The sequence below is a fragment of the Agriterribacter sp. genome, from assembly GCF_035444585.1.
Taxonomy (GTDB): Bacteria; Bacteroidota; Bacteroidia; order Chitinophagales; family Chitinophagaceae; genus Agriterribacter.
On the sequence record NZ_DAOMOZ010000007.1, the window covers coordinates 19,516 to 40,003 of the forward strand.

Annotated in this window: 13 protein-coding genes; 10 read left to right on the plus strand and 3 right to left on the minus strand. The window is 43.4% G+C overall.

The features are described from left to right. The coding region (locus PLH26_RS01365; protein ID WP_324584178.1) for an LUD domain-containing protein at window positions 1-513 on the minus strand (513 nt) is incomplete at its 3' end. Beyond that, window positions 506-1,087 carry a DUF3109 family protein gene (locus PLH26_RS01370; RefSeq protein ID WP_324584179.1) on the minus strand — a complete coding sequence of 194 codons (582 nt, stop codon included), beginning with the start codon at window positions 1,085-1,087 and terminating at the stop codon, window positions 506-508. The genes PLH26_RS01365 and PLH26_RS01370, both read right to left, overlap by 8 nt. A 263-nt stretch (window positions 1,088-1,350) precedes the next feature. Between PLH26_RS01370 and PLH26_RS01375 the strand changes: the two genes are divergently transcribed. The 6 genes from PLH26_RS01375 to PLH26_RS01400 all read left to right on the plus strand — a co-directional run bounded on the left by PLH26_RS01375 (window position 1,351) and on the right by PLH26_RS01400 (window position 13,073). Further along, complete coding sequence (locus tag PLH26_RS01375) at window positions 1,351-4,419, plus strand: SusC/RagA family TonB-linked outer membrane protein (protein ID WP_324584180.1); 3,069 nt, start codon at window positions 1,351-1,353, stop codon at window positions 4,417-4,419. A 27-nt stretch (window positions 4,420-4,446) separates the two neighbouring features. Then, window positions 4,447-6,231 (plus strand): RagB/SusD family nutrient uptake outer membrane protein, encoded by a 1,785-nt coding sequence (locus PLH26_RS01380; RefSeq protein WP_324584181.1) that lies wholly within the window; start codon window positions 4,447-4,449, stop codon window positions 6,229-6,231. A 31-nt stretch (window positions 6,232-6,262) separates the two neighbouring features. Next, the gene (locus PLH26_RS01385) at window positions 6,263-7,894 is read left to right on the plus strand and encodes a DUF4998 domain-containing protein (protein ID WP_324584182.1); all 1,632 of its coding nucleotides are present in this window, start codon (window positions 6,263-6,265) and stop codon (window positions 7,892-7,894) included. 15 nt (window positions 7,895-7,909) lie between these two features. Continuing rightward, window positions 7,910-9,100: an SGNH/GDSL hydrolase family protein gene (locus tag PLH26_RS01390; protein ID WP_324584183.1), complete on the plus strand. Its 1,191-nt coding sequence runs from the start codon at window positions 7,910-7,912 to the stop codon at window positions 9,098-9,100. 64 nt (window positions 9,101-9,164) lie between these two features. Next, the gene (locus tag PLH26_RS01395; RefSeq protein WP_324584184.1) at window positions 9,165-10,958 is read left to right on the plus strand and encodes a hypothetical protein; all 1,794 of its coding nucleotides are present in this window, start codon (window positions 9,165-9,167) and stop codon (window positions 10,956-10,958) included. Window positions 10,959-10,967: 9 nt separating this feature from the next. Next, on the plus strand, window positions 10,968-13,073 hold the full coding sequence (locus tag PLH26_RS01400) for a DUF5722 domain-containing protein (protein WP_324584185.1): 2,106 nt from the start codon (window positions 10,968-10,970) through the stop codon (window positions 13,071-13,073). A 25-nt stretch (window positions 13,074-13,098) separates the two neighbouring features. On the opposite strand, the gene PLH26_RS01405 is transcribed toward PLH26_RS01400, so the two are convergent. Beyond that, entirely contained in the window at window positions 13,099-14,130 is a 1,032-nt protein-coding gene (locus PLH26_RS01405) for a GntR family transcriptional regulator (protein ID WP_324584186.1), read from the minus strand. A gap of 178 nt (window positions 14,131-14,308) precedes the next feature. On the opposite strand from PLH26_RS01405, the gene PLH26_RS01410 reads away from it, so the two are divergent. The 4 genes from PLH26_RS01410 to rhaT are packed head-to-tail and all read left to right on the plus strand — an operon-like array spanning window position 14,309 to window position 20,484. Continuing rightward, window positions 14,309-15,631: a class II aldolase/adducin family protein gene (locus PLH26_RS01410; protein WP_324584187.1), complete on the plus strand. Its 1,323-nt coding sequence runs from the start codon at window positions 14,309-14,311 to the stop codon at window positions 15,629-15,631. A gap of 45 nt (window positions 15,632-15,676) precedes the next feature. Further along, window positions 15,677-16,648, plus strand: coding sequence for a sugar phosphate isomerase/epimerase family protein (locus PLH26_RS01415; protein WP_324584188.1), 972 nt, complete (start codon window positions 15,677-15,679; stop codon window positions 16,646-16,648). 33 nt (window positions 16,649-16,681) lie between these two features. Beyond that, complete coding sequence (locus tag PLH26_RS01420; RefSeq protein WP_324584189.1) at window positions 16,682-19,402, plus strand: alpha-L-rhamnosidase; 2,721 nt, start codon at window positions 16,682-16,684, stop codon at window positions 19,400-19,402. Continuing rightward, window positions 19,402-20,484, plus strand: a complete 1,083-nt coding sequence (rhaT, locus tag PLH26_RS01425) for an L-rhamnose/proton symporter RhaT (protein ID WP_324584190.1) — start codon at window positions 19,402-19,404, stop codon at window positions 20,482-20,484. Before PLH26_RS01420 ends, rhaT begins: the two co-directional genes overlap by 1 nt. Window positions 20,485-20,488: the final 4 nt, after the last annotated feature.

Sequence of the window (20,488 nt, forward strand, 5' to 3'; positions counted from 1 at the left end):
TAGCTTTTCTGAAAAAAGCTTAGCGATATCCGCTTTGCTTTTATGCATAGCGGGGGTAACAATATGGTAAGGTGCTTCGCCGTCTAACTGTTGTATATATTCTCCAAGGTCTGTTTCTATGCTTTCTATGCCATTTTTTTGCAGAAAAGCGTTCAGGTGAATTTCTTCCGTAACCATGCTCTTGCTTTTCACAACGGTTTTACATGCTCTTGCTTTGCAGATCGTTAGTATTTCATCTAAAGCCTGCGCTGCGGTTTCCGCCCATATTACCTTACCGCCTCTTGCTGTAAACTGTCTTTCAAATTCCTCTAATTGCTGGTCCAGTGTTTCTATGGCTCTCCATTTCACATTCTTTGCTCTTTCCCTGGCCAGGGTCAGGTCGCAGAACTGCAGCTTACCCGCAGGTACAGCAGCATTATACTTACTGATGTTATGATTGATGGTGCGGCGATGCTCAAGGTCGGCTGCCTTGATGGTACTTTTGGCGATAAATGTAGATCTCTGTTCAGTCATGCTTGTCGTAATATTGTTTTGCGGCGCGGTCAAGCACGCCGTAAAATTCTTCTCCGAACTTTCTTATCAATGCTTCTTTCAGAAAAACATAAACGGGAACCTCAAGCTTTTTCCCCAACCGGCAGGCGGGATTGCACAGGGTTTCCCGGGGTTCATAATTTACCAGTTCACAGGTTCTCGTTTTTTTTGTTTTAATGGGATACAAATGGCAGCTTATGGGTTTCTTCCATTGTATCTTACCATCTAAATAGGCCTGTTCTATACCACATTTAATAATGCCTTTACTGTCGCGATGTCCGTAAGCGCAGATCTTTCCATTAACAGTGGGGGTTACCCAGCCAAAGTCCTTATCATAATAATATCTGCCTCTTTTTTCAATCTCTTCCAGTCCTTCCCCGGTAAGATAGGGCTTTACTTTCTCAAAAATTTCATTGAGCGTTTCTGTTTCTTCACCGGTCAGGGGAGCACCGGCATCCCCGTCTTCGCAACATCCCCCTTTGCATTTCGCGAGGTCGCAAACAAATTGCGCTTTTACCACATCATCGCTTACCAGAACGTTATCAATTTCTATCACGCGTAGTTTTTTTGTAAAGATACTTATTAGAATTACAAAGCAGGTATGAGGCGCAATATGACAAAAGATATTTTTAAAGCGCTTGTTTTTGTTTATCTGAAAAAATTGTAATTATCAGTTTAACAGAAGTCATAAATGAAACTCAAAAAAAATAAATATTTTATTGTTTTTCGGTACAGGTCAGGTCAAGAATGAAAAAATAGCTTTCTATATTTATTGCAGAATTGAAAAATTCGATTTTACAAAGCTAATTTTTAAAAGATATGCCAAACGATTGCTTAAAATCAAAATGCCCCTCCCTCTTTTTATTTTCTATTGTATTATTCTTCTGTGCCGGCATACAACAGGTAGCTGCGCAGAACGTATCAGGTAAGCTGGTTGATTCGCTTAGCGGTGCACCTATTACGGGAGCTACGGTTACCGTGGTAGGCTCCGATGTTTCTACAAAAACCGGGAACGAAGGTCAGTTTTCTATTGCGGCCAGGCTGAACCAAACATTATCGTTCACCCATGTGGGCTATACACCCACTACTTTATTGGTAGGAGCATATACAGGTCTGGTTGTGCAAATGTTTTCTGCATCAACGGAGTTATCCGATGTGGTAGTGGTAGGTTATGGAAAACAGAGAAAGGTAAGTGTAGTAGCTGCCATATCAACGATGAATGCTACCGGATTGCGGCAAACACCTGCTTCCAATATCGGTATTGCCCTGGCGGGCCGGCTTCCCGGCTTAAGTGTGCTCCAGCGGTCGGGGGTTCCGGGAGGGGAACAAATGGAATTTTATATACGCGGCCGAAGTACCATCAACGGACAGGAGCCATTAATACTTGTTGACGGTGTGCCGCGGGATTTTATGGCACTTGATCCGAGGGAAGTGGAAACCATCTCTATTCTGAAAGACGCTTCGGCGACTGCAGTTTATGGTGTGCGTGGTGCTAATGGCGTGATCATGATAACCACCCGCAGGGGACATGCAGGTAAACCGATTATTGATGTTACAATGGAACAAAGCTGGCAGGCGCCCACGCGACTACCCGAAATGACGAGTTCTTATGACTATGCTTTATTGCGCAACCAGGTGGAAGTTCAGAACGGAAGACAGCCTATTTATGATGATGCCGCTCTGGAACATTACAGGTTAGGCAATTTCCCGGAATTGTATCCGGTGAGGGATTTTGTGCATGAGTTTATGAAGGATGCTTTTCCTATGCGCAGGGCCAATGTTAATGTGAGTGGAGGCAGTGAAAAAATGCGCTACTTCACTACAGTCGGATATCTCTTTCAGGAGGGCATTTTCAAAACAGAGAAATTTTCAGAATATGATTACAGTCCTGATTCAAAAGCTAACCGTGTCAACTTCCGTTCCAATTTTGATATTGATATCAACTCTTCTTTAAAAATGTTTCTCAATGTAAGCGGATATATGCAGAAGAAGAATGATCCTGTTGTGGTGCCCAACAATGGCGCGTATCTGAATGATGTTAATGGCTACTCTGTTGTGATCGGATCCCTGCTTCAAACGCCCAGTAATTATCACAACGACAAAACGCCCGACGGGGAAGTGCTCTCTACTCCGCTGAAAGGGGGAAACATTAATAATGTGCCATACGGTATGCTAAACCGCTCCGGCTTTCGCAATACCCTTACCAATCAGATTACAGCATCGCTGGGGGTAGAGCAAAAACTTGATTTTATTACCGAAGGATTATCGGCAAGAGCAATAGCTTCCTATGACGCTACATCCATTAACCAGCAGGTAAGACAAAGATCTTACCAGTTATACGAAGCAAAAAGCGATCCGAACAATCCTGACCAGGTCATTTACGAGCCTACAGGTACCAATATCAACAGTGCCTTGGCGGATGCCCAGAATCAATCTCAATGGAATCTTTTGAACATTGACGCTTCGCTCAACTATAACCGTTCGTTCGGCAAGCATGATGTTACAGGTATGGTGCTGTTTAATCGTTATCAGCGGACTGTCAATATAGAGCTTCCTTACAATTATATTGGTATCGTAGGACGCGCCACCTATGGTTATGATGATAAATACCTCGCAGAAGTGAATTTTGGATACAATGGATCGGAACAGTTCGCTCCCGGAAATAAGATGGGCTTCTTTCCTTCCGTTTCGGTGGGATGGGTCGCTTCAAATGAAGAATTTGTAAACAGGGCTTTGCCCTGGCTTACGTTTGCCAAGCTGAGAGCTTCATACGGGCAGGTGGGTAACGACAATATGAACGGCTCCCGCTTTGCTTTTCTTACCTTATGGAACGGCAGCTATGAATCACAGATCGGAAATGATGAGCTGGGATGGGAAAAAGCCAATAAATTCAATGTGGGGCTGGAAACCCGCCTTTTCGGCGACTTTAGTTTTGAAGGAGATATATTCTACGAAAGGCGTAATAATATCCTGATCTCTGCAACCGGGCTGGTGCCAACAGGTGTATTTGGTACGGGCGGTGTTTTTGCCTCCGGCATTATTCCAAAAATAAACGCGGGTGAAATTGAAAATAAAGGTTTTGAGGTGGTATTGGGCTATCAGAAAAGCATCCGGCAGGATCTGCGTATTGATGTAAAGGTTAACGCCGCATTTAACCGCAATAAGGTGCTGTATTTGAGTGAAGTGTTACTGCCTGAAGGATATGCGTATCGTTTGCGCAGCACAGGGTATCGTTTAGGTCAGCCTTTCGGTTACGAAACGGCAGGTTTCTTCAATTCGGAAAAAGAGATTGAAGACTGGTACGATCAATCAGGTATTGGCGCTACGCCTCAATTAGGAGATATTAAATACAAAGACATGAACGGCGATGGAATTCTTACTGAAGAAGACCAGGTGCCGATCGGCGATCCGGAAATGCCCGAATGGACATTTGGCGGGGCTTTCAGTGTGCGGTATAAAAGTTTTGACTTTAGCATGATGTGGCAGGGTGTGGCAGGCAGGAGTTATCTTTTGACCGGTCAGAGAATATGGGAAACCAATAATTTCAACCAATGGCATAAGGAGGCCTGGAGCCAGGAGCGTTACGATGCGGGACTGCCCATAACCTATCCACGGCTGGACCCTGCAAGCAGCGCCAGCAAACTGGTTTCTGATTTTTGGTATGTTGATGGCAGTTATATACGATTGAGAAACGCAGAAATTGGATTTACGTTGCCTATAGGAATATCCCGTAAAATAGGGTCTTCGGCTGTGCGTATTTATGCCAACGGGCTGAATTTGCTCACCTTTGACAGGTATCCTGTAAAATACCAGGACCCTGAACAAAATAACGAATTGTTGTACCCTGTTTTTAAAGCCTATAACGTTGGGATAAATATATCCTTCTAAATGTGTTATCTACAAAATTTGAAAATTATGAAAAAGATATGCCTGACCATAATAATGGGGTTAGTGATTGTTTTCCTGAATGGCTGCGAAAAAGTATTGGAAAAAACGCCGGATGGTCAAACTACTATTGATAAGGTGCTGAATGATTTCGCGCGCAGCAAAGGCCTCATAGATGCGGCCTATAACGAAGTTTACCAGGCCCGCGACCAGATCGCTTTTGTTTTCAGTCCTTTGGAAAGCCTTACCGACAACGCGTTTTGGGCGGCTACTTATAATCCATACCGCTGGCATAATGGTTCTTTGTCTTTGTCTGATCCTGTTATCACCTGGGACTGGTCTTCACCGAATGACCAGTTATGGTCTGATTTCTGGCGGGGCATAAGGCTTGCTAACAATGCCATTAAATATTTACCGCAATCAACGGTTATTACCGAGGAGCAGCGTGCAGAATGGATAGCGGAAGCCCGCGTGCTGCGCTGCTGGTATTACATGCAGCTACTTGAATTTTACGGTCCTATGCCCTGGATAGAAGAACCTATAGAGCCTAATTATGCAGGTTGGAATGAACTGGTGCGCCCGGGTTATGATGAAATTGTTACCCGGCTCGAGAGTGAACTGCTTGATGTTATTAATGCCAATATTTTTAAACCCCGGGTGGGGGCGGTAGATGCAAAGCGTGTAACCAATGGCATCGCTTACGCCATTCGTGCACGCCTGCTATTGTATAATGCAAGCCCGCTTAATAATCCTGAAAATGACAGAACCAAATGGCAGCGCGCCGCCGATGCTGCACAGGATGTGATTGACTTGCCTTCTTACCGGTTAGTGCCCATGTCGGAATATAAAAGGTTGTTCATTGGTGCAAATACTACACCGGTTGATGAGATCATCTGGCGCGCATGGACTGATAACTCGCATATTAACAATACAAATGGGGTGGATGTGGGAAGTTATCCTTTTGCCAGCATCAGCCACATGTGGAATTGCGGAGAATCGCCCAGCCAGGAACTGGTGGATGCTTTTGAGATGACCAACGGCGCTTTGCCTGTAACGTATAATGATGCAACCCATACAACTGTTACTGTTACGCCTGAAGCGGCTGCATTAGGCTATAGCGAAGCAACCGGCGGCGATCCGTACAGCAACCGTGATGCCCGCTTCTATATAAACATTGTTCACAACATGTATAACTATGGCGTACCGTATAATTGTACCGAGCCCTACATTATTGAAACTTTTGTAGGAGGACGTAATGGTTTTAATGATGTGATCTCACAGGAAACACAACGTTCCTGCCCAGGTTATTACAGCGGTAAAGATAAACAGGTTAAATACTGGGGACCAGGCAATAGCGGAGAAGGTAACGAACCAACGCATTGGGTGCTTTTCCGGCTTGCGGAGTTTTATTTGCAAAAGGCTGAAGCGCTGTGTGAACTGGGCGATCCTGACGCTGCTGCTACCGCTTTGAATGTTATCAGGGAAAGGGCTTTACAACCCAGGATACAGGATGTACCCGGCTTTGCCAATACACAGGAATTTCTTCGTGAACGTATCCGCAATGAGCGCAGGGTAGAATATTGCCTGGAAGGGCAATATCGGTTCATCGATCAGCGCCGCTGGAAGATACTCAATGAAACCAACCGGTTTATTACAGGTATGCGGATTACAAAAGGAGGCAATGGCCAGTTCAGCTATCAGCGCAAGAAGATACGCGACTATCAATCTTATACGGATAAATACCTGGTGATGCCAATCCCGCTGGAAGACGCTAAAAAAATGACCAGCATGCTGCAACCTAAGGCCTGGCAGTAATCTATATAAACTATCTGTTAAATTTTTGAATATGAAAAGGATCCCTAGTTTAATTTTTCTAACGCTGTTTCTAACAACTATTTTTATTTTCTTTAGTTGTAAAAAAGACCAGGCTAATGCTCCTTTACCCGTTGACGGATTGAAAGCCTACTCAGGAAAGAACCGTGCGAAGGTAGAATTTCAGGTACCCGGGGATGCCAAAACAGGCAAGGTTTTTTTTGGTAGCGGTAATTTCAAGGAATTTACCGTCTCCGACCCCGGTGCCGTACAAAGCGTTATAGTGGAAGAATTGCCGGAGAATGAACAAATGCTTCGGGTGGTAACCATAAATGGTGAAGGTGTTACTTCTGATCCAAGAGGTATAAGAGTACAAGTGTACGGCTCAAAATATGAAAGTGGATTGACACCAAGGAAGTGGGTTGATCAAATCAATAATTCAGCTAACTCAATAGAACTGAAATTTGGCGCTGCTGTATCAAATGAAGTGGGTGTACGCGTGGTGTTCACTACAACAACCGGTACCAAAGACAGTGTTATGATAAGCGAATCGGAGACTGCTGTTCAGGTGAACAATATTGATCTTGAACAATCCAATTACTATTATTCTGTATTTAAACCCAATGCGGAAGCAATTGATGAGTTTTATTCTGCACCTATGGACTTAAAAACTGCTTTGCTGCTAAACTTTGGAAAGGAAAACTGGATCATTGCAGGAGCATCTGATGAGGAAGCAGGAAAAGCAGCTGAACTGATTATAGACAATGATGCGTTTACTTCATGGCGCTCCCAGGCAGGCAGTGCATCTCCCCATTGGGTAGTGGTAGATATGGGTAACCCCAAACTGGTTGATGGGTTCTACTATGTTAATCACGCAGGTAATGGTAATGGCGCCAAAGACCTCAGGTTTGAAATAAGCGATGATAATACCAACTGGACGCCGGTACTCCAGACAGAAGTGGGCGAAAGCTATTTTCGCCAGCGCTTACCACTTACTCAGCCGGTAACCACCAGGTATTTTAAAGTTACTGTTCTTGCATCACGGGACCCCGGTGCTACTCAAACAGAATTTGCAGAAATTGATGCCTATAATATTCAGAACATAAGTAGTGAAAATGGTTACACTACAGATAACCCTGTAGAATTGGTAAATGCAAAAGCTCCTTTCACCGGGGATGGCTCTAATCCTTTTCCTGCTTTGGGAGAATTTAGGATGCAAAAAGTTGCAGGATGGACACATAGCGAAAATGCAGTTGTGAGCTACGATGGCGGAAACTTCAGTTTATTCATAGCGCCTGTTTGGGGATTACCTCCCGTTACTAACGGTAAAGTGTTCCAGACCGTAGATGTTCAGCCGGGTAAGTACGTGTTGAAAATTGAAGTGGGAGGAGCTGATGGTCCTGTTGATATTTATGGCGTGGTTGCCGGTAATGGATCGCCATCACTGCCCGATTATACAACTGTATCAACCGATGAAAGTACATTAGCGTATCTGGACCTGATGCCCTGGCAAAACAAGATGGCCGAATTGATATTGACGGTGACCGAAGCGTCGTCTGCTAATATTGGTGTGGTATATAATATACGCGATCAGTTTGCCGGGGGAGCGGGACTTCCCTGGACTTCTATAGGTTTAAAAGGGTTCGAGCTGTATAAGGTTGAGTAATAAACGAGGCGGAACATGATTCAGTTGATCGCAGTTTTATTTTCTCTGTTGTCTGTATCCACGGTAAAGGCGACTGCTTATCCCGCAGCGGAAAACCAGGCGGTACTTTTTGAAAAGTACTTAAACAATAGCAGTTCTATTCCTGAATTACTTTTAAATGGCGCCGGAGTATATACTGCCGAAGGGTTGAACATTACGGTAAAAAATAACCTGGTAAAACTAAATAAATTTTATGCAGTAGCAGAACGTAAGATTCGATACAGGGTAAAATTTTCGGCCGATGCCAAAGCTGTTTTCCGCAGCAGTGAAGGAGATTTTAGCGCTTGTGTGGATGTGCCGAATAAACGTATTTCGATAGCTACGAACCCTGCTAAAGAAAAAGCAGTTGGTTTTTTGCAAGCCAACCGGGAATATCTGGTGGAAGTATATCATATTTATCAGCAGGCCAAAATCCGTATTGTTGATGAACTAACCGGAGAAGCTGCAGAAGTGATAGCTATAAATGACGGACAGGGTGGAGCAGGGCAGGGCGCTTTACAAACCGGTTTTAGTGTGGGCATGCAATGGGATTATTATTGCTTTGCATTAACAGGCGGTTCTTCTATGCTGGTGAAGCATATTATTGTTACTGCACTTAAAAAGAAAGTGAAGTTGCTGATGTATGGTGATTCTATTACGCAGCCCGAAGGATATTTTCCAACCAGTGATTTTTCGCAGGCGTGGACACAGCGGATCATTCGTAAAATGGCAGGTAATGCCATGTCGAGCGGACGGGGTGGCGCACAAATAGACATGGTACTGGATTATATTAAAAATGAACTGCCGTTTATTGAAGCCAAATATGTGATGGTGACAATTGGCACCAATGGCGGAAATACAACGGCCAAATTAACCCAACTGGTAAATTATATAAAGTCGCAGGGAGCCATTCCTGTTCTCAATAATATTCCGGGCAATGAAAGTGGTACCCACGTGACCGAAAACCTGATTATTGATCAGGTGCGGCGCACATCAGGCGTTAAAGGCTGCAGGTTTGATCTGGCAACTTCGCTGCCCGGCGATGGCAAAGAAGTAGATAAATCCATGATGTACTGGGAAGATTATACAGGGAGCTATGGTTGGCAAATTTATCATCACCCCAATGAAAAGGGAGGAAAAAAAATGTTTGAACGTACCCTTGCTGATATGCCTGAGCTTTATGAATAGAAGTAATGGATAAAGCAAAAATACATTTCATATGGATTTATATTTAACCTAAATAGATTTGTATATGGGTAAACTGTTGTTGCTTTTTTTTATACTGATCATTGGCTTAAGAGATTCCCTGTTGGCACAGGATGGTGACAGTTTAATATTGAATAAAGCGTACTACTCCATACTGAACCTTTCGGCTACAGATGCATTGGGGCGAAGTTTTAGTGCTGCTGCAGGATATCAGCGGGAGAAAAAAACGGTAGGTGTTTTTTATTCGCTCTGGCTGGGACAGCACAAAAGAGGACAAAAAGGTATCTATGATATTCAGAAGCTGCTGAACACTAATCCTGCTGCTTTGAATAATATTGAAGGAGTACCTGAAAGCCCGATGGGAGAATTTCATTTTTGGGGTGAGCCGCTGTATGGATATTATAGCATGAGCGATCCCTGGGTAGTAACACGTCATATAGAACTGCTTACCAATGCCGGTGTGGATTATTTGTGCATTGATGCAACCAACCGCGTGGTTTATACCCGATCCATTGAAAATTTGTTTGGCATATTACTTCGTTTTATGGAACAGGGGTTTAATGTGCCTAAGATTGTTTTTTATACCAACAGCTTATCCGGTACTACGGTTGATGATCTATACAACCAGTTTTATAAATCGGGTAAATATGATAAACTGTGGTTCCGTCCGGTTGCCAAACCCATGATAATAGGCATCACGGAAAATAATGCGAAGGCTTCGGACATGACAAAGTACAATGAGTTTACAGATTTTGTGAAGCCGGCCATGCAGGAATATTTTGATGTGAGAGAATCGCAATGGCCCAATGGGGATTATAATCCGTATTCTATTCCGTGGATGAGCTGGCAATACCCGCAGTGGAATCACAACGGCACTGTAGCTGTGCCTGTTGCGCAGCACAGTCATAGCGTCATTGCTGCCAGCGCCCAACACCCCGAAAGCAGCCGGGGCTATAATAACGCTACCAAAAAAGTGGAAGCAGACTGGACGGCCGGTGCTAATTTTCAAACCATGTGGGATGCCGTTTTTGCCAGTGAAAAAAAAATTGATCAGGTGCTTATTACTTCCTTCAATGAATGGATGGCTATTAAGTATGCCAATGCGCATGGAAACAAAGGGGTGTTTTTTGTAGATGTGTACAACCATGAATTTTCCAGGGATATTGAAATGATGAAAGGCGGATATAACGATAATTTTTATCTGCAATTGGTTCGGAATATCCGGAAGTTTAAATTAACGGATGGCAGGCCTTCTCACAGGGCAACAAAAACAATTGATATTCGCAAAGCTGCCGAAAATGACTGGAGGGATGTGGATGCCGTTTATGTTGATGTAGCCGGAGATGCCCTTGCCCGTAATTTCAGCAATGCTTCCGGAACCGGGAGTTATACCGACAGCAGCAACAGAAATGATATTACGGAAATAAAGGTGGCGCATGATAAGAAGAACGTTTACTTTATGATCAAAACCGCGGCGGATATTACTCCATACAACGGCAAAGATGTGAACTGGATGAATATCCTGATCGGGAATAACAGTAATGATGATTCCTTTGAAGGTTACCGGTACATCGTCAATCGGAAACCTTCAGCAAAGGGCACTACCTCGCTGGAACGCTCTGCAGGCGGCTACAACTGGAAGCGGGTGGCTAAAGTAAAATATGTTGTAAAGGGAAACCTGATGCAGGTTGCTATACCCCTGGCTGCACTCGGCTTACGGGAAAAAAATTGTTCGTTTCAATTTAAGATAGCCGACAACGTTACGCATTACGGTGATATCATGGATTATTATGTTAGTGGAGACAGCGCGCCCATCGGAAGGTTGAGTTATAGTTATTAGGTAATGGCAATGAGATTTATTATTACAGGATTACTGTTTTGTATACCGGTATTAGCAATAGCTCAGGAACCGGAAGATCCTGTTTTTGTTTTGCCGCAGCCCGAATGGGCAAAGGATATTAAGTTGCTGCAAACCGGTAATGTATATGAAATAGTTGCAGAAGGAAACAGCCCGGTCATTTCCTTTGCGCCCCTGGCAGCCGATCTTCCTTCCGGGTTTAGCCGGCTTTCATTTGATTATTTTTCTACGGTTTTTCTGGATGATGGTGAATTGATTTTAGAATCCGGTGGAAAGCAGGTGGCTTCCGTTTTTTTGGAATTGAGCATTATGGAAGGTTGGTCTGTGTTTACCATTGATCTTTCCGGTGAACGAAAAGTTTGGGGTAAACGTGGTGATGTAATGCGTTTTCGCATTGGGAAAAGGGCTGGTTACCGGATGCAGGTACGCAATATTCGTTTTCGGGAGATGAATGCTTTTGAGCAGCATCAAGCCATAAATAAAGAACACAACAGGATACGCGATGAACAGGAGCTGTTGGAGCTGGCTCAATACTTTAACGCAACTTTTCCGGACTCAATTACGGATGTTACTGTTACAGATAAACAAGTAAAAATTTCCGGCTTCATAAAAAGTAGCGGAAACTTTTATCTGGCGGAATTGCCGCTGTATGCCCGTGCCCATATGGCTTTTGACACAAAACGTTTATTTAAAATATCGCGAAAGGGGAAATTTTCCCTGCGTACGAAAAGACAGGTTACGGAAGGCAAACATACAAGGGATGCCTTATTTTCCAAGTGGGTAATTATGGAAAAAAGTAACGGAAAAATGCGGATGCGGTCTCATGCACATTATCCTGATAGTATTGTAGCCAAATACGATTTACCTGATGAGCAGCCTGCCAATATGAAAGGGCTTGGTGATTTTAATGCAAAAGATGCTGAAATGATAAAGGATATTGATTCTTTAGGCGTTTCGGCTGTCACGGTAAATATCTGGCTAAGGGGTCTTTTCAATAGTAACGCAACTGATACATCCATGCCTTTTATTTACAATGGGAAAACCTATCATGCCAATCTATCATGGGTTAAAGCAATGGATAGAACGATGATGGAGGCTGCTAAACGAAAGCTGATTGTATCGGCGATAATTTTAGTGGATCAGGCTTTTCAGTTTAGTGACACCGGTATTGGTAAGTTAATGGCTCATCCGGATTGTGACCCGGCAGGTGTTTACTGTATGCCAAATACCTTTAGTGCAGCAGGTATGGCGTATTACGGAGCAGCGCTTGATTTTTTAGCATCCCGTTACAGCCGCCCGGATAAACAGTTTGGGCGTATTCATTATTGGATAGCTCAAAATGAAGTGGATGCCGGATGGACCTGGACAAATATGGGAGAGAAAGATCCGGATTTGTACATGAATGCCTATCACACTTCTATGCGGCTCATATATCTCACTGCAAGAAAATACAATGCTCATGCTAAAACACTGATATCTTTAACGCATAATTGGAACTGGGCGCCGGTTAAGCGTTTCTATCGCCCGAAGCAGCTATTGGAAATATTGTTACATTATTCGGCTCTTGAAGGCGACTTCGATTGGGGTATCGGTTATCATCCCTTTCCTCAATCTTTGTTTGAGCCGAGAGCCTGGCTTGATGAGCGTACAGATTTTAGTTTTGATACGCAGATGATCACTTTCCGGAATGTGGAAGTAATAAATGCATGGGTGAATCAGCCGCATACGTTTTACAAAGGCAAATATTTGCGCTTATTATACCTTAGTGAGCAAGGTCCCAATTCGCGTGATTATACCCGGGAGGCTTTGCTGGATCAGGCAGCAAGTATGGCATATGTTTGGAAAAAGATAAAAGGATTGAATGCTGTTAAGAGCTTTCATTATCAAAGCTGGCGGGATTATCGGTTTGACGGAGGATTGAGATTAGGTCTTCGTCGTTACCCCGATGATGAAGAACATCCATTGGGCAGAAAACCTGTGTGGTATGTATTCCGGTGTATGGGTACAGATGAGGAAGACAAGTGCTTTGAGTTTGCAAAGCCTCTTGTTGGAATAAGCTGCTGGGCAGAAGTAGTCTACCGGAAGCCGATCCGTTAAGCGCTGCCGCAGCGTACTTAATAAATTATAACGAAGGTCTGAGTGTAAGCCGGAAAGGTACTTTTTGTTTCCTGATGGATTGGGATAGCACTGCGTTGGCAGCCATTATACCCATCTCTCCGAAATCGGATGAAATAGTGGTGATGCCGCGCAGCACAACTTTTTTGATAGGTGTTTCATTATAAGATATTATACCCACTTCCTCTCCGATAATATAATTCGTTGTATTTATCTTTTCGATCAGTGTTACCAGGTCATCCTCAATAAGGTTAATATATACCTCCCCTTTCCTGATCTCCACATCATTTACATCATTGATTATTTTATACTGGAAAGTAGCATCCTGGCAAAAAAGTGTAAAACCTTTTAGTATTTCCCTGGGATAGTAACTGTTGTGCGGAAAAATAATATTGATAGTATGGTATTTGATCAGTTGCTCAATAGCGTCATTGAGCGCCTGATAAATATCATTTTCGAAATCTATTAATACAGACGCATAATCGCCGGTTACGCCGGGCGGGGTTCTGTCAAGCAATACCAGTTTATCTTTTGCAATGGTATTAATAATATCATGCGCGTTGTCGCCACCTTCTACAAAATGCGGGATAATTACAAAATGAGTATAATGTTCTTTGTTGTTCCCCAGCATACGTTTGAATAAATGAAAATCGTTGTTGTAAACATAAAAGTCAATACTTGCCTGCTCGCCCAGTGTATTTACAAATGCATCGTAAATCGTCTTTTTAGGCGTGCTGAGCTTATTAAAAAGCAAAAAAACATGCAAGGGTCTTCTGAAGTCTGTATTCTCTATAAAATAGCCCCTTCTTGGTACTGCATCAATAACACCCAGCTTTCTCAGGTACTTGTATCCTCTTTCCACGGTATCACGGGCGATATCAAGTTCAATACTTAATTCATTAATAGATGGCATATTGTCGCCTGCTTTGATATTTCCTTTTTCAATTTCTTTTAAAACAGCATTGGCTATCTGCAGGTATTTGGATGTACTGGAATAAGGATCAACCGAAATAAGATCAATGACTTTTAATTCTTTCATAGACGATCAATTTATGAACAGGCCGGGTCAGAAGTTTAGCAAACCAAATATCCGTAAATCAACCTGTAATTCCTTGAAAAATTACTTGTAAAGGCAGGTCAAAACAGGATAGGAATGCTAATATTGATTTCTAAGTTTGTTTTCTTGAATGACGTGAATAAATATTTAGCATTAATTTATGGATAGCCTGCTTAATACAACATACATGCATCCGAGGGACCAGATCAGACTCGTAATGCAGCGTATTTATAAAAGAATTTTAACCACTACATCTGGCGGGAACTTATCTGTTATTGATGATAACGGCGATATTTGGATTACCCCAACGGGCGTAGATAAAGGGTTGCTTAAATCCACGGATATTGTTTGTATAAAATCAGATGGATCTGTTATAGGCGACCAGAAGCCATCTTCCGAATTTCCTTTTCATCAGGCTATCTATAAAGCCAAGCCGGATGTTAAGGCCATTGTTCATGCGCATCCGCCGGCGTTAGTGGCCTTCAGTATCGCAAGGAAGATTCCCAATACCAATATTCTTCCGCAGGTAAAACGGCTGTGTGGCGAAATTGGATATGCTCCCTATGCTATCCCCGGCAGCGCCGAGCTGGGAGAAAGTATCGCGGAACAGTTCCGCCTGGGTATTATAGCTGTTATTATGGAAAACCACGGAACGGTAATTGGCGGAAAGAGTTTGTCGGATGCTTATCAGAAGTTTGAATTACTGGAAATGACTGCCAGGTCTATATTATATGGCAATATGATCGGAGAGCCGGCTTATTTGTCGGATAAGCAGGTGGCGGCTTTCGACAATCAGCTATTGCCGTCGTATACAGAAATGGATGATGTTTGCCACTCTTCAGAAGAAAGGGAAAAAAGACTGGAAATCTGTAAAATAGTGAAACGTGCCTGTGAGCATGGCTTAATCATGGGGGCTTACGGAACCGTGTCGGCAAGATGGGAAGACGATGATTTTCTTATTACTCCTGATGGTTGCTCTAACTGGGATCTGAGACTTGAAGATATTGTGCAGGTTAGAAAAGGGCAAAGCGAAAAAGGGAAGCACCCCTGCAAATCGGCCCACCTGCACCAGGCAATTTATGAGAAGCATAAAGACATCAATGCTATCATAATTACACAATCGTCCTACCTTACCTCTTTTGCAATAACAGGTACAGAGTTCAATGTAAGAACGATTCCTGAAACATGGATATACCTGCAGGATGTGCGGATGGTGGAGTTTGGAGAACAGTTTGCAGGCATGGATAAAATTCCTGCTATCATTTCTGCGGAAACACCGGTAGTTGTAGTTAAAAATGAGTGTGTGATAGTAGCAGGGAATAAGCTATTACAGGCGTTTGATTATCTGGAAGTTGCTGAGTTCAGCGCCAAATCGCTGGTGTTGTCTACCACCCTTGGAAAAATGATCCCGATCAGTGAAGAACAGGTAGAAGATCTGGGTAAAGTAATGGGGAAATGGAAAAATTATGAATGGCGCATGTAACATGCGCTTTAATGAGAATTGATCAGGGTATTAAAAATGATTGCCATGAAGAATAAGTATGCTATTATCCTGGGTAACCTGGGAAATACAAGAGACAGGTTTTGCCCGGGCTATAAAAGCAATCCGTCTACAGAAGATATGCTGAAAGCCGCCATTAAAAATGTACCCCATATTGAGGGTATTGAACTGGTGGGTACATGGGATATACGCCCTGATAATGTAAAAGATATGAAAAGCAGGCTAAATGATGCCGGCATTGCCTGTGCAAGCATTATTCCCGACACCTTTACCATCCCTGAATTTGGCCGGGGCAGTATTACCAGCACCGATGCGGTTATACGCCGGCGGGCATTAGATTACCTGCGGGAGATGAGTGAAATAGCGTTGAAAATGAATTGTGAAATAGTGAACCTTTGGCTGGGGCAGGATGGATATGATTATTTGCTGGCCGCAGACTACGATCAGGAACGCAACTGGCTGACAGAACATACAAGAACACTGGCGCTTGAATTTCCTTCCATCAAATATGCCCTGGAATACAAACCCAAAGAACCGCGCAATTTCTCTTATCATGCAAGGATGGCAGATACTATTCTGGCAGCTAAAGAAACAGGATGCAGCAATGTAGGCATTACCATAGATACCGGGCATAGCTTTTATGCCGGTGAAAATGTAGCTGAAGCAGTAGTGCTGGCTAAAAGAGCAGGTGATCTTTTATATCACATGCATTTCAATGATAACCATGGCAACTGGGATGATGATATGATCGTAAGCAGTGTGCATTTTACCTGCTATGTAGAGCTGTTGTTCTGGCTGAAGAAAACAGGGTATGCCGGATGGCTGTCTATGGATCAGTATCCCTACCGGGAAGATGCGGTGGATGCAATTTCGGAAAGTATTGAATGGGTGAAAAAATATGAGCATATAGTGGATACTCACTACAACGAGATAGATGTTCTTATCAAAGAAAACGATGCGGTGAAAACCTCAAAATTTTTACGTAAATTAATTGTATAGCCAACAACTTTTCTGCATATAAAGACAGTTGATATGAACGATCGCTTTTTCCGTAGCCGGATGTCTTTTTTTACCATTTTATTTTCTTTTGTACTGGGTATATCTGCTGTGGCAGGAGATAGGATTAAGCCGGGAACAATAGCAGTGACCGCATTGCGGTGTGATAACGCGATTGATCCCCTGGGTATTGATTCGCGTACCCCCCAGTTCAGCTGGCAGATAAAAAGCACGTTCCGGAACATGCAGCAGGCTGCTTATCAGGTATTGGTGTCGGATGTGTTGGAAAAGCTGAACAGGGGAGAAGGAAATATCTGGAACTCCGGTAAAACAGTGTCTTCACAGTCTGCAGGTATATTGTACCAGGGAGTAGCTTTAGAAAGCAGGAAAAAGTATTACTGGAAAGTTTTGGTATGGAGCCAAAACAATCCCTCCCCCTCGGTAAGTGAAACTGCTACCTTTGAAATGGGACTGATGGATCAGGCAGACTGGAGCGGCGACTGGGTTGGCTTTCCCTCGGGATGGATCGGGAAAGTGCATTATTTCCGGCGGGTATTTTCCTTTCACAAAGAAATTTCGAAAGCAAGGGCCTATGTTGCGGGTATTGGATACAATGAGATGGAGATAAACGGTAAAAAAGTGGGAGATCACGTGTTAGACCCTGCTACCAGCGATTTCAGCAAAACTGTTTACTATACTACCTACGACATAAAGAACTTCCTGCAAAAAGATAATGTAATGGTAATAGCAGTTGCACCCGGCTGGTATGGTATGCCCAAGCTGCGTATGCAAATGGAATTCTTTTTCACAGATGGCACAATGGAAGTGATCAATTCAGGTTCTGTGAGAAATGTAACATTGGGCCCCGTAGTATCTGCAGGTATATTTGACGGGGAAGTATATGACGCCAGGCTGGAAAAACCTGAATGGGATCTGCCATCCGATACCATCATCAAAGGATTGCCCAATCAAACATGGGGCGTAGCGCCGGTAGTAGAAGCGCCGGGAGGCAAAATGATGGCGCAGCAATTAGAACCCATACGGGTTGTTGATGCGTTCTCTCCCGTATCTGTAAAGGAAGCCGCCCCCGGCATATACGTAATGGATGCCGGCCAAAATATGGCAGGTTGGGTGGCGTTGAAAGTAAAAGGCGAAAAAGGTACAAAGATTACATTACGCTTTGCGGAGGTACTGTACGACAACGGTACTGTTAACCAGGAAAACCTGCGCACTGCCGCTGCTACCGATATATACATTCTTAAAGGAGAAGGAGAAGAAAAATGGGAACCGCGGTTTACCTATCATGGATTTCGTTACATGCAGGTAGAAGGATGGCCCGGCAAACCCGCTATTGATAATTTTATTATAAAAAAAGTGCGCTCCGATGTTGAAGTTGCGGGTCAGTTTAAGTGCAGCAATGATTTGCTGAACCGCATCAACCAAATGGTGCAGCGTACGGAAGCGAGTAACCTGCACAGCATACCCACAGACTGCCCCCAGCGCGATGAGAGAATGGGCTGGCTAAATGATCTTACTGTTCGTATAGAGCAGGCTATTTACAATTTCAACCTGCACAGGTTCTATGCTAAATACATTCGGGACGTATGCGATACACAAGATGAAAACGGGGAAATAACGGATACAGCTCCGTATAAGGTCGGTGGCAAACCTGCCGATCCTGTGTCTGTAAGTTTTCTCCTGTTGGCATTAAAGAGCTATGAATACTATGGTAATACCGGAATAATCCGGCAGTATTACCCCTCAATGAAAGCCTGGGTAGAGTATTTAACTACCCGTACCAAAGATGGTATAGTTGAATACAGCTACTATGGCGATTGGTCGCCGCCTGCAGCTTTCGGGGCACAAGGGCATAGTTATGGTGCACTTTCTGTTAATACCCCCGGCGAATTGATGTCTACCGGGTACCTGTATTACAGCGCAAAGATACTTGCTCAAATGTCGGAAATATTGGGTAAGGCGAATGACAGGTACCGGTATGAACGGTTGGCACAGCATACGCTGGAAGCGTTTAATACTAAATTCTGGGATGAATCAAAAGGCGGCTATGGAAGTAACAATCAGTCCTGCAACGCTTTTGCCATATTTATTGGTGCACCCACGCAGCAGCAACTGCCCCGTGTAATGGCCAGCCTGGTAAAAGATGTAAAGCAAAGAGGCTATCATCTTACAACAGGAAATCTTTGTACCAAGTACCTGCTGGAAATGTTAACTGAAAACGGAGAGGTAGAAACCGCATATAAAATAGCCACACAAACTACTTATCCGGGCTGGGGTTATATGCTCAGCAAAGGAGCCACTACTTTATGGGAGAGATGGGAATATGAAACCGGCGGCTCTATGAATTCACACAATCACCCGATGATGGGTTCTGTAGGCTCCTGGTTGTATAAATATATTGCAGGTATTTTGCCTGATATTGAAAATCCCGGCTTTGCAAAATTCATACTGCATCCTTATATCATAAATGACCTGGAGCATGCAGAAGCCAGCTACCGCTCAGTGAAAGGAGAGATCCGTTCTGCCTGGAAAAAAACAAAAGGCTCAATAGAATATGCAGTGAGCATACCGGCAAACACAGTGGCTACAGTTTACATACCCACTAAAGAAATTAAATCAATTACAGAAAGCGGCCGGCGTATAAGCCGGGTAAAGGAATGTAAATTTTTACGTTTGGAGGAACAATGGGCTGTATTTGAAGTGGGATCGGGCGATTATCTGTTTAATTCAAAATGGTAATGCAGGCAATAATTGGCGTTTTCTATCACCTTATTGGTGGTGCGGCATCCGGTAGCTTTTATATACCTTACAACAAGGTAAAAGGGTGGTCGTGGGAATCTTATTGGCTGGCCGGCGGATTGTTTTCCTGGCTTATTATTCCACCTTTTGCGGCCTGGCTTACCGTACCGGGTTTTACATCCATTATTGCCGAAGCATCTTTTGATACCGTGTTCTGGACTTTCTTTTGGGGTGTTTTGTGGGGCATCGGCGGACTAATGTATGGGTTGGGTATGCGTTATTTGGGCATGTCATTAGGTAATTCTGTTTTATTGGGTTTTACTTCCGCTTTTGGTGCGCTGGCGCCGCCAATTTATTATGATCTTGTTAATGCATCCGGTAAAACTACTTTTTCTGACTTGCTTGGCAGTACCTGGGGCAATGTGGTATTGGCAGGAGTGGTACTTTGTTTATTGGGCATCTTTATTTGCGGTAAGGCAGGTTACCGGAAAGAAAAAGAACTGACTGAGGAAAAAAAGAAAAAAAGTGTGAGTGAATTCAATCTGAAAAAAGGATTGATTGTATGCATCCTGTCGGGTATATTAAGCGCGGGGTTTAACTATGGAATTGAAGCCGGCACAGCGATGGCGGAAACTGCCAATGAAGCCTGGAAAACCGCTAATCCAACAAAAAATATTAATTTTCTTTTTAGGAATAATGTTATTTATGTTGTGCTGCTGTGGGGTGGATTGACTACCAATTTTATCTGGTGCATGGTGTTAAATGCCAGGAACAGGAGCTTTGGCAACTATATCAACCGCAGAACGCCCCTGCTCAAAAATTATTTGTTCTGTGCAATGGCCGGCACTACATGGTTCTTGCAGTATTTATTTTATGGTATGGGTGAAAGTAAGTTGGGTAATGGATCGAGCTCGTGGATCCTTCACATGGCATTTATTATTCTTGTTGCAAATGGCTGGGGCTTTGCGTTAAAAGAATGGAGTGGTGTAAGTAAAAAAACGGAAAGAACAATTATAGCGGGTATTGCTACTGTTATTCTTGCTGTGGTAGTAGTTGGTTATGGTAATTCCCTTCATAAATAAGTTT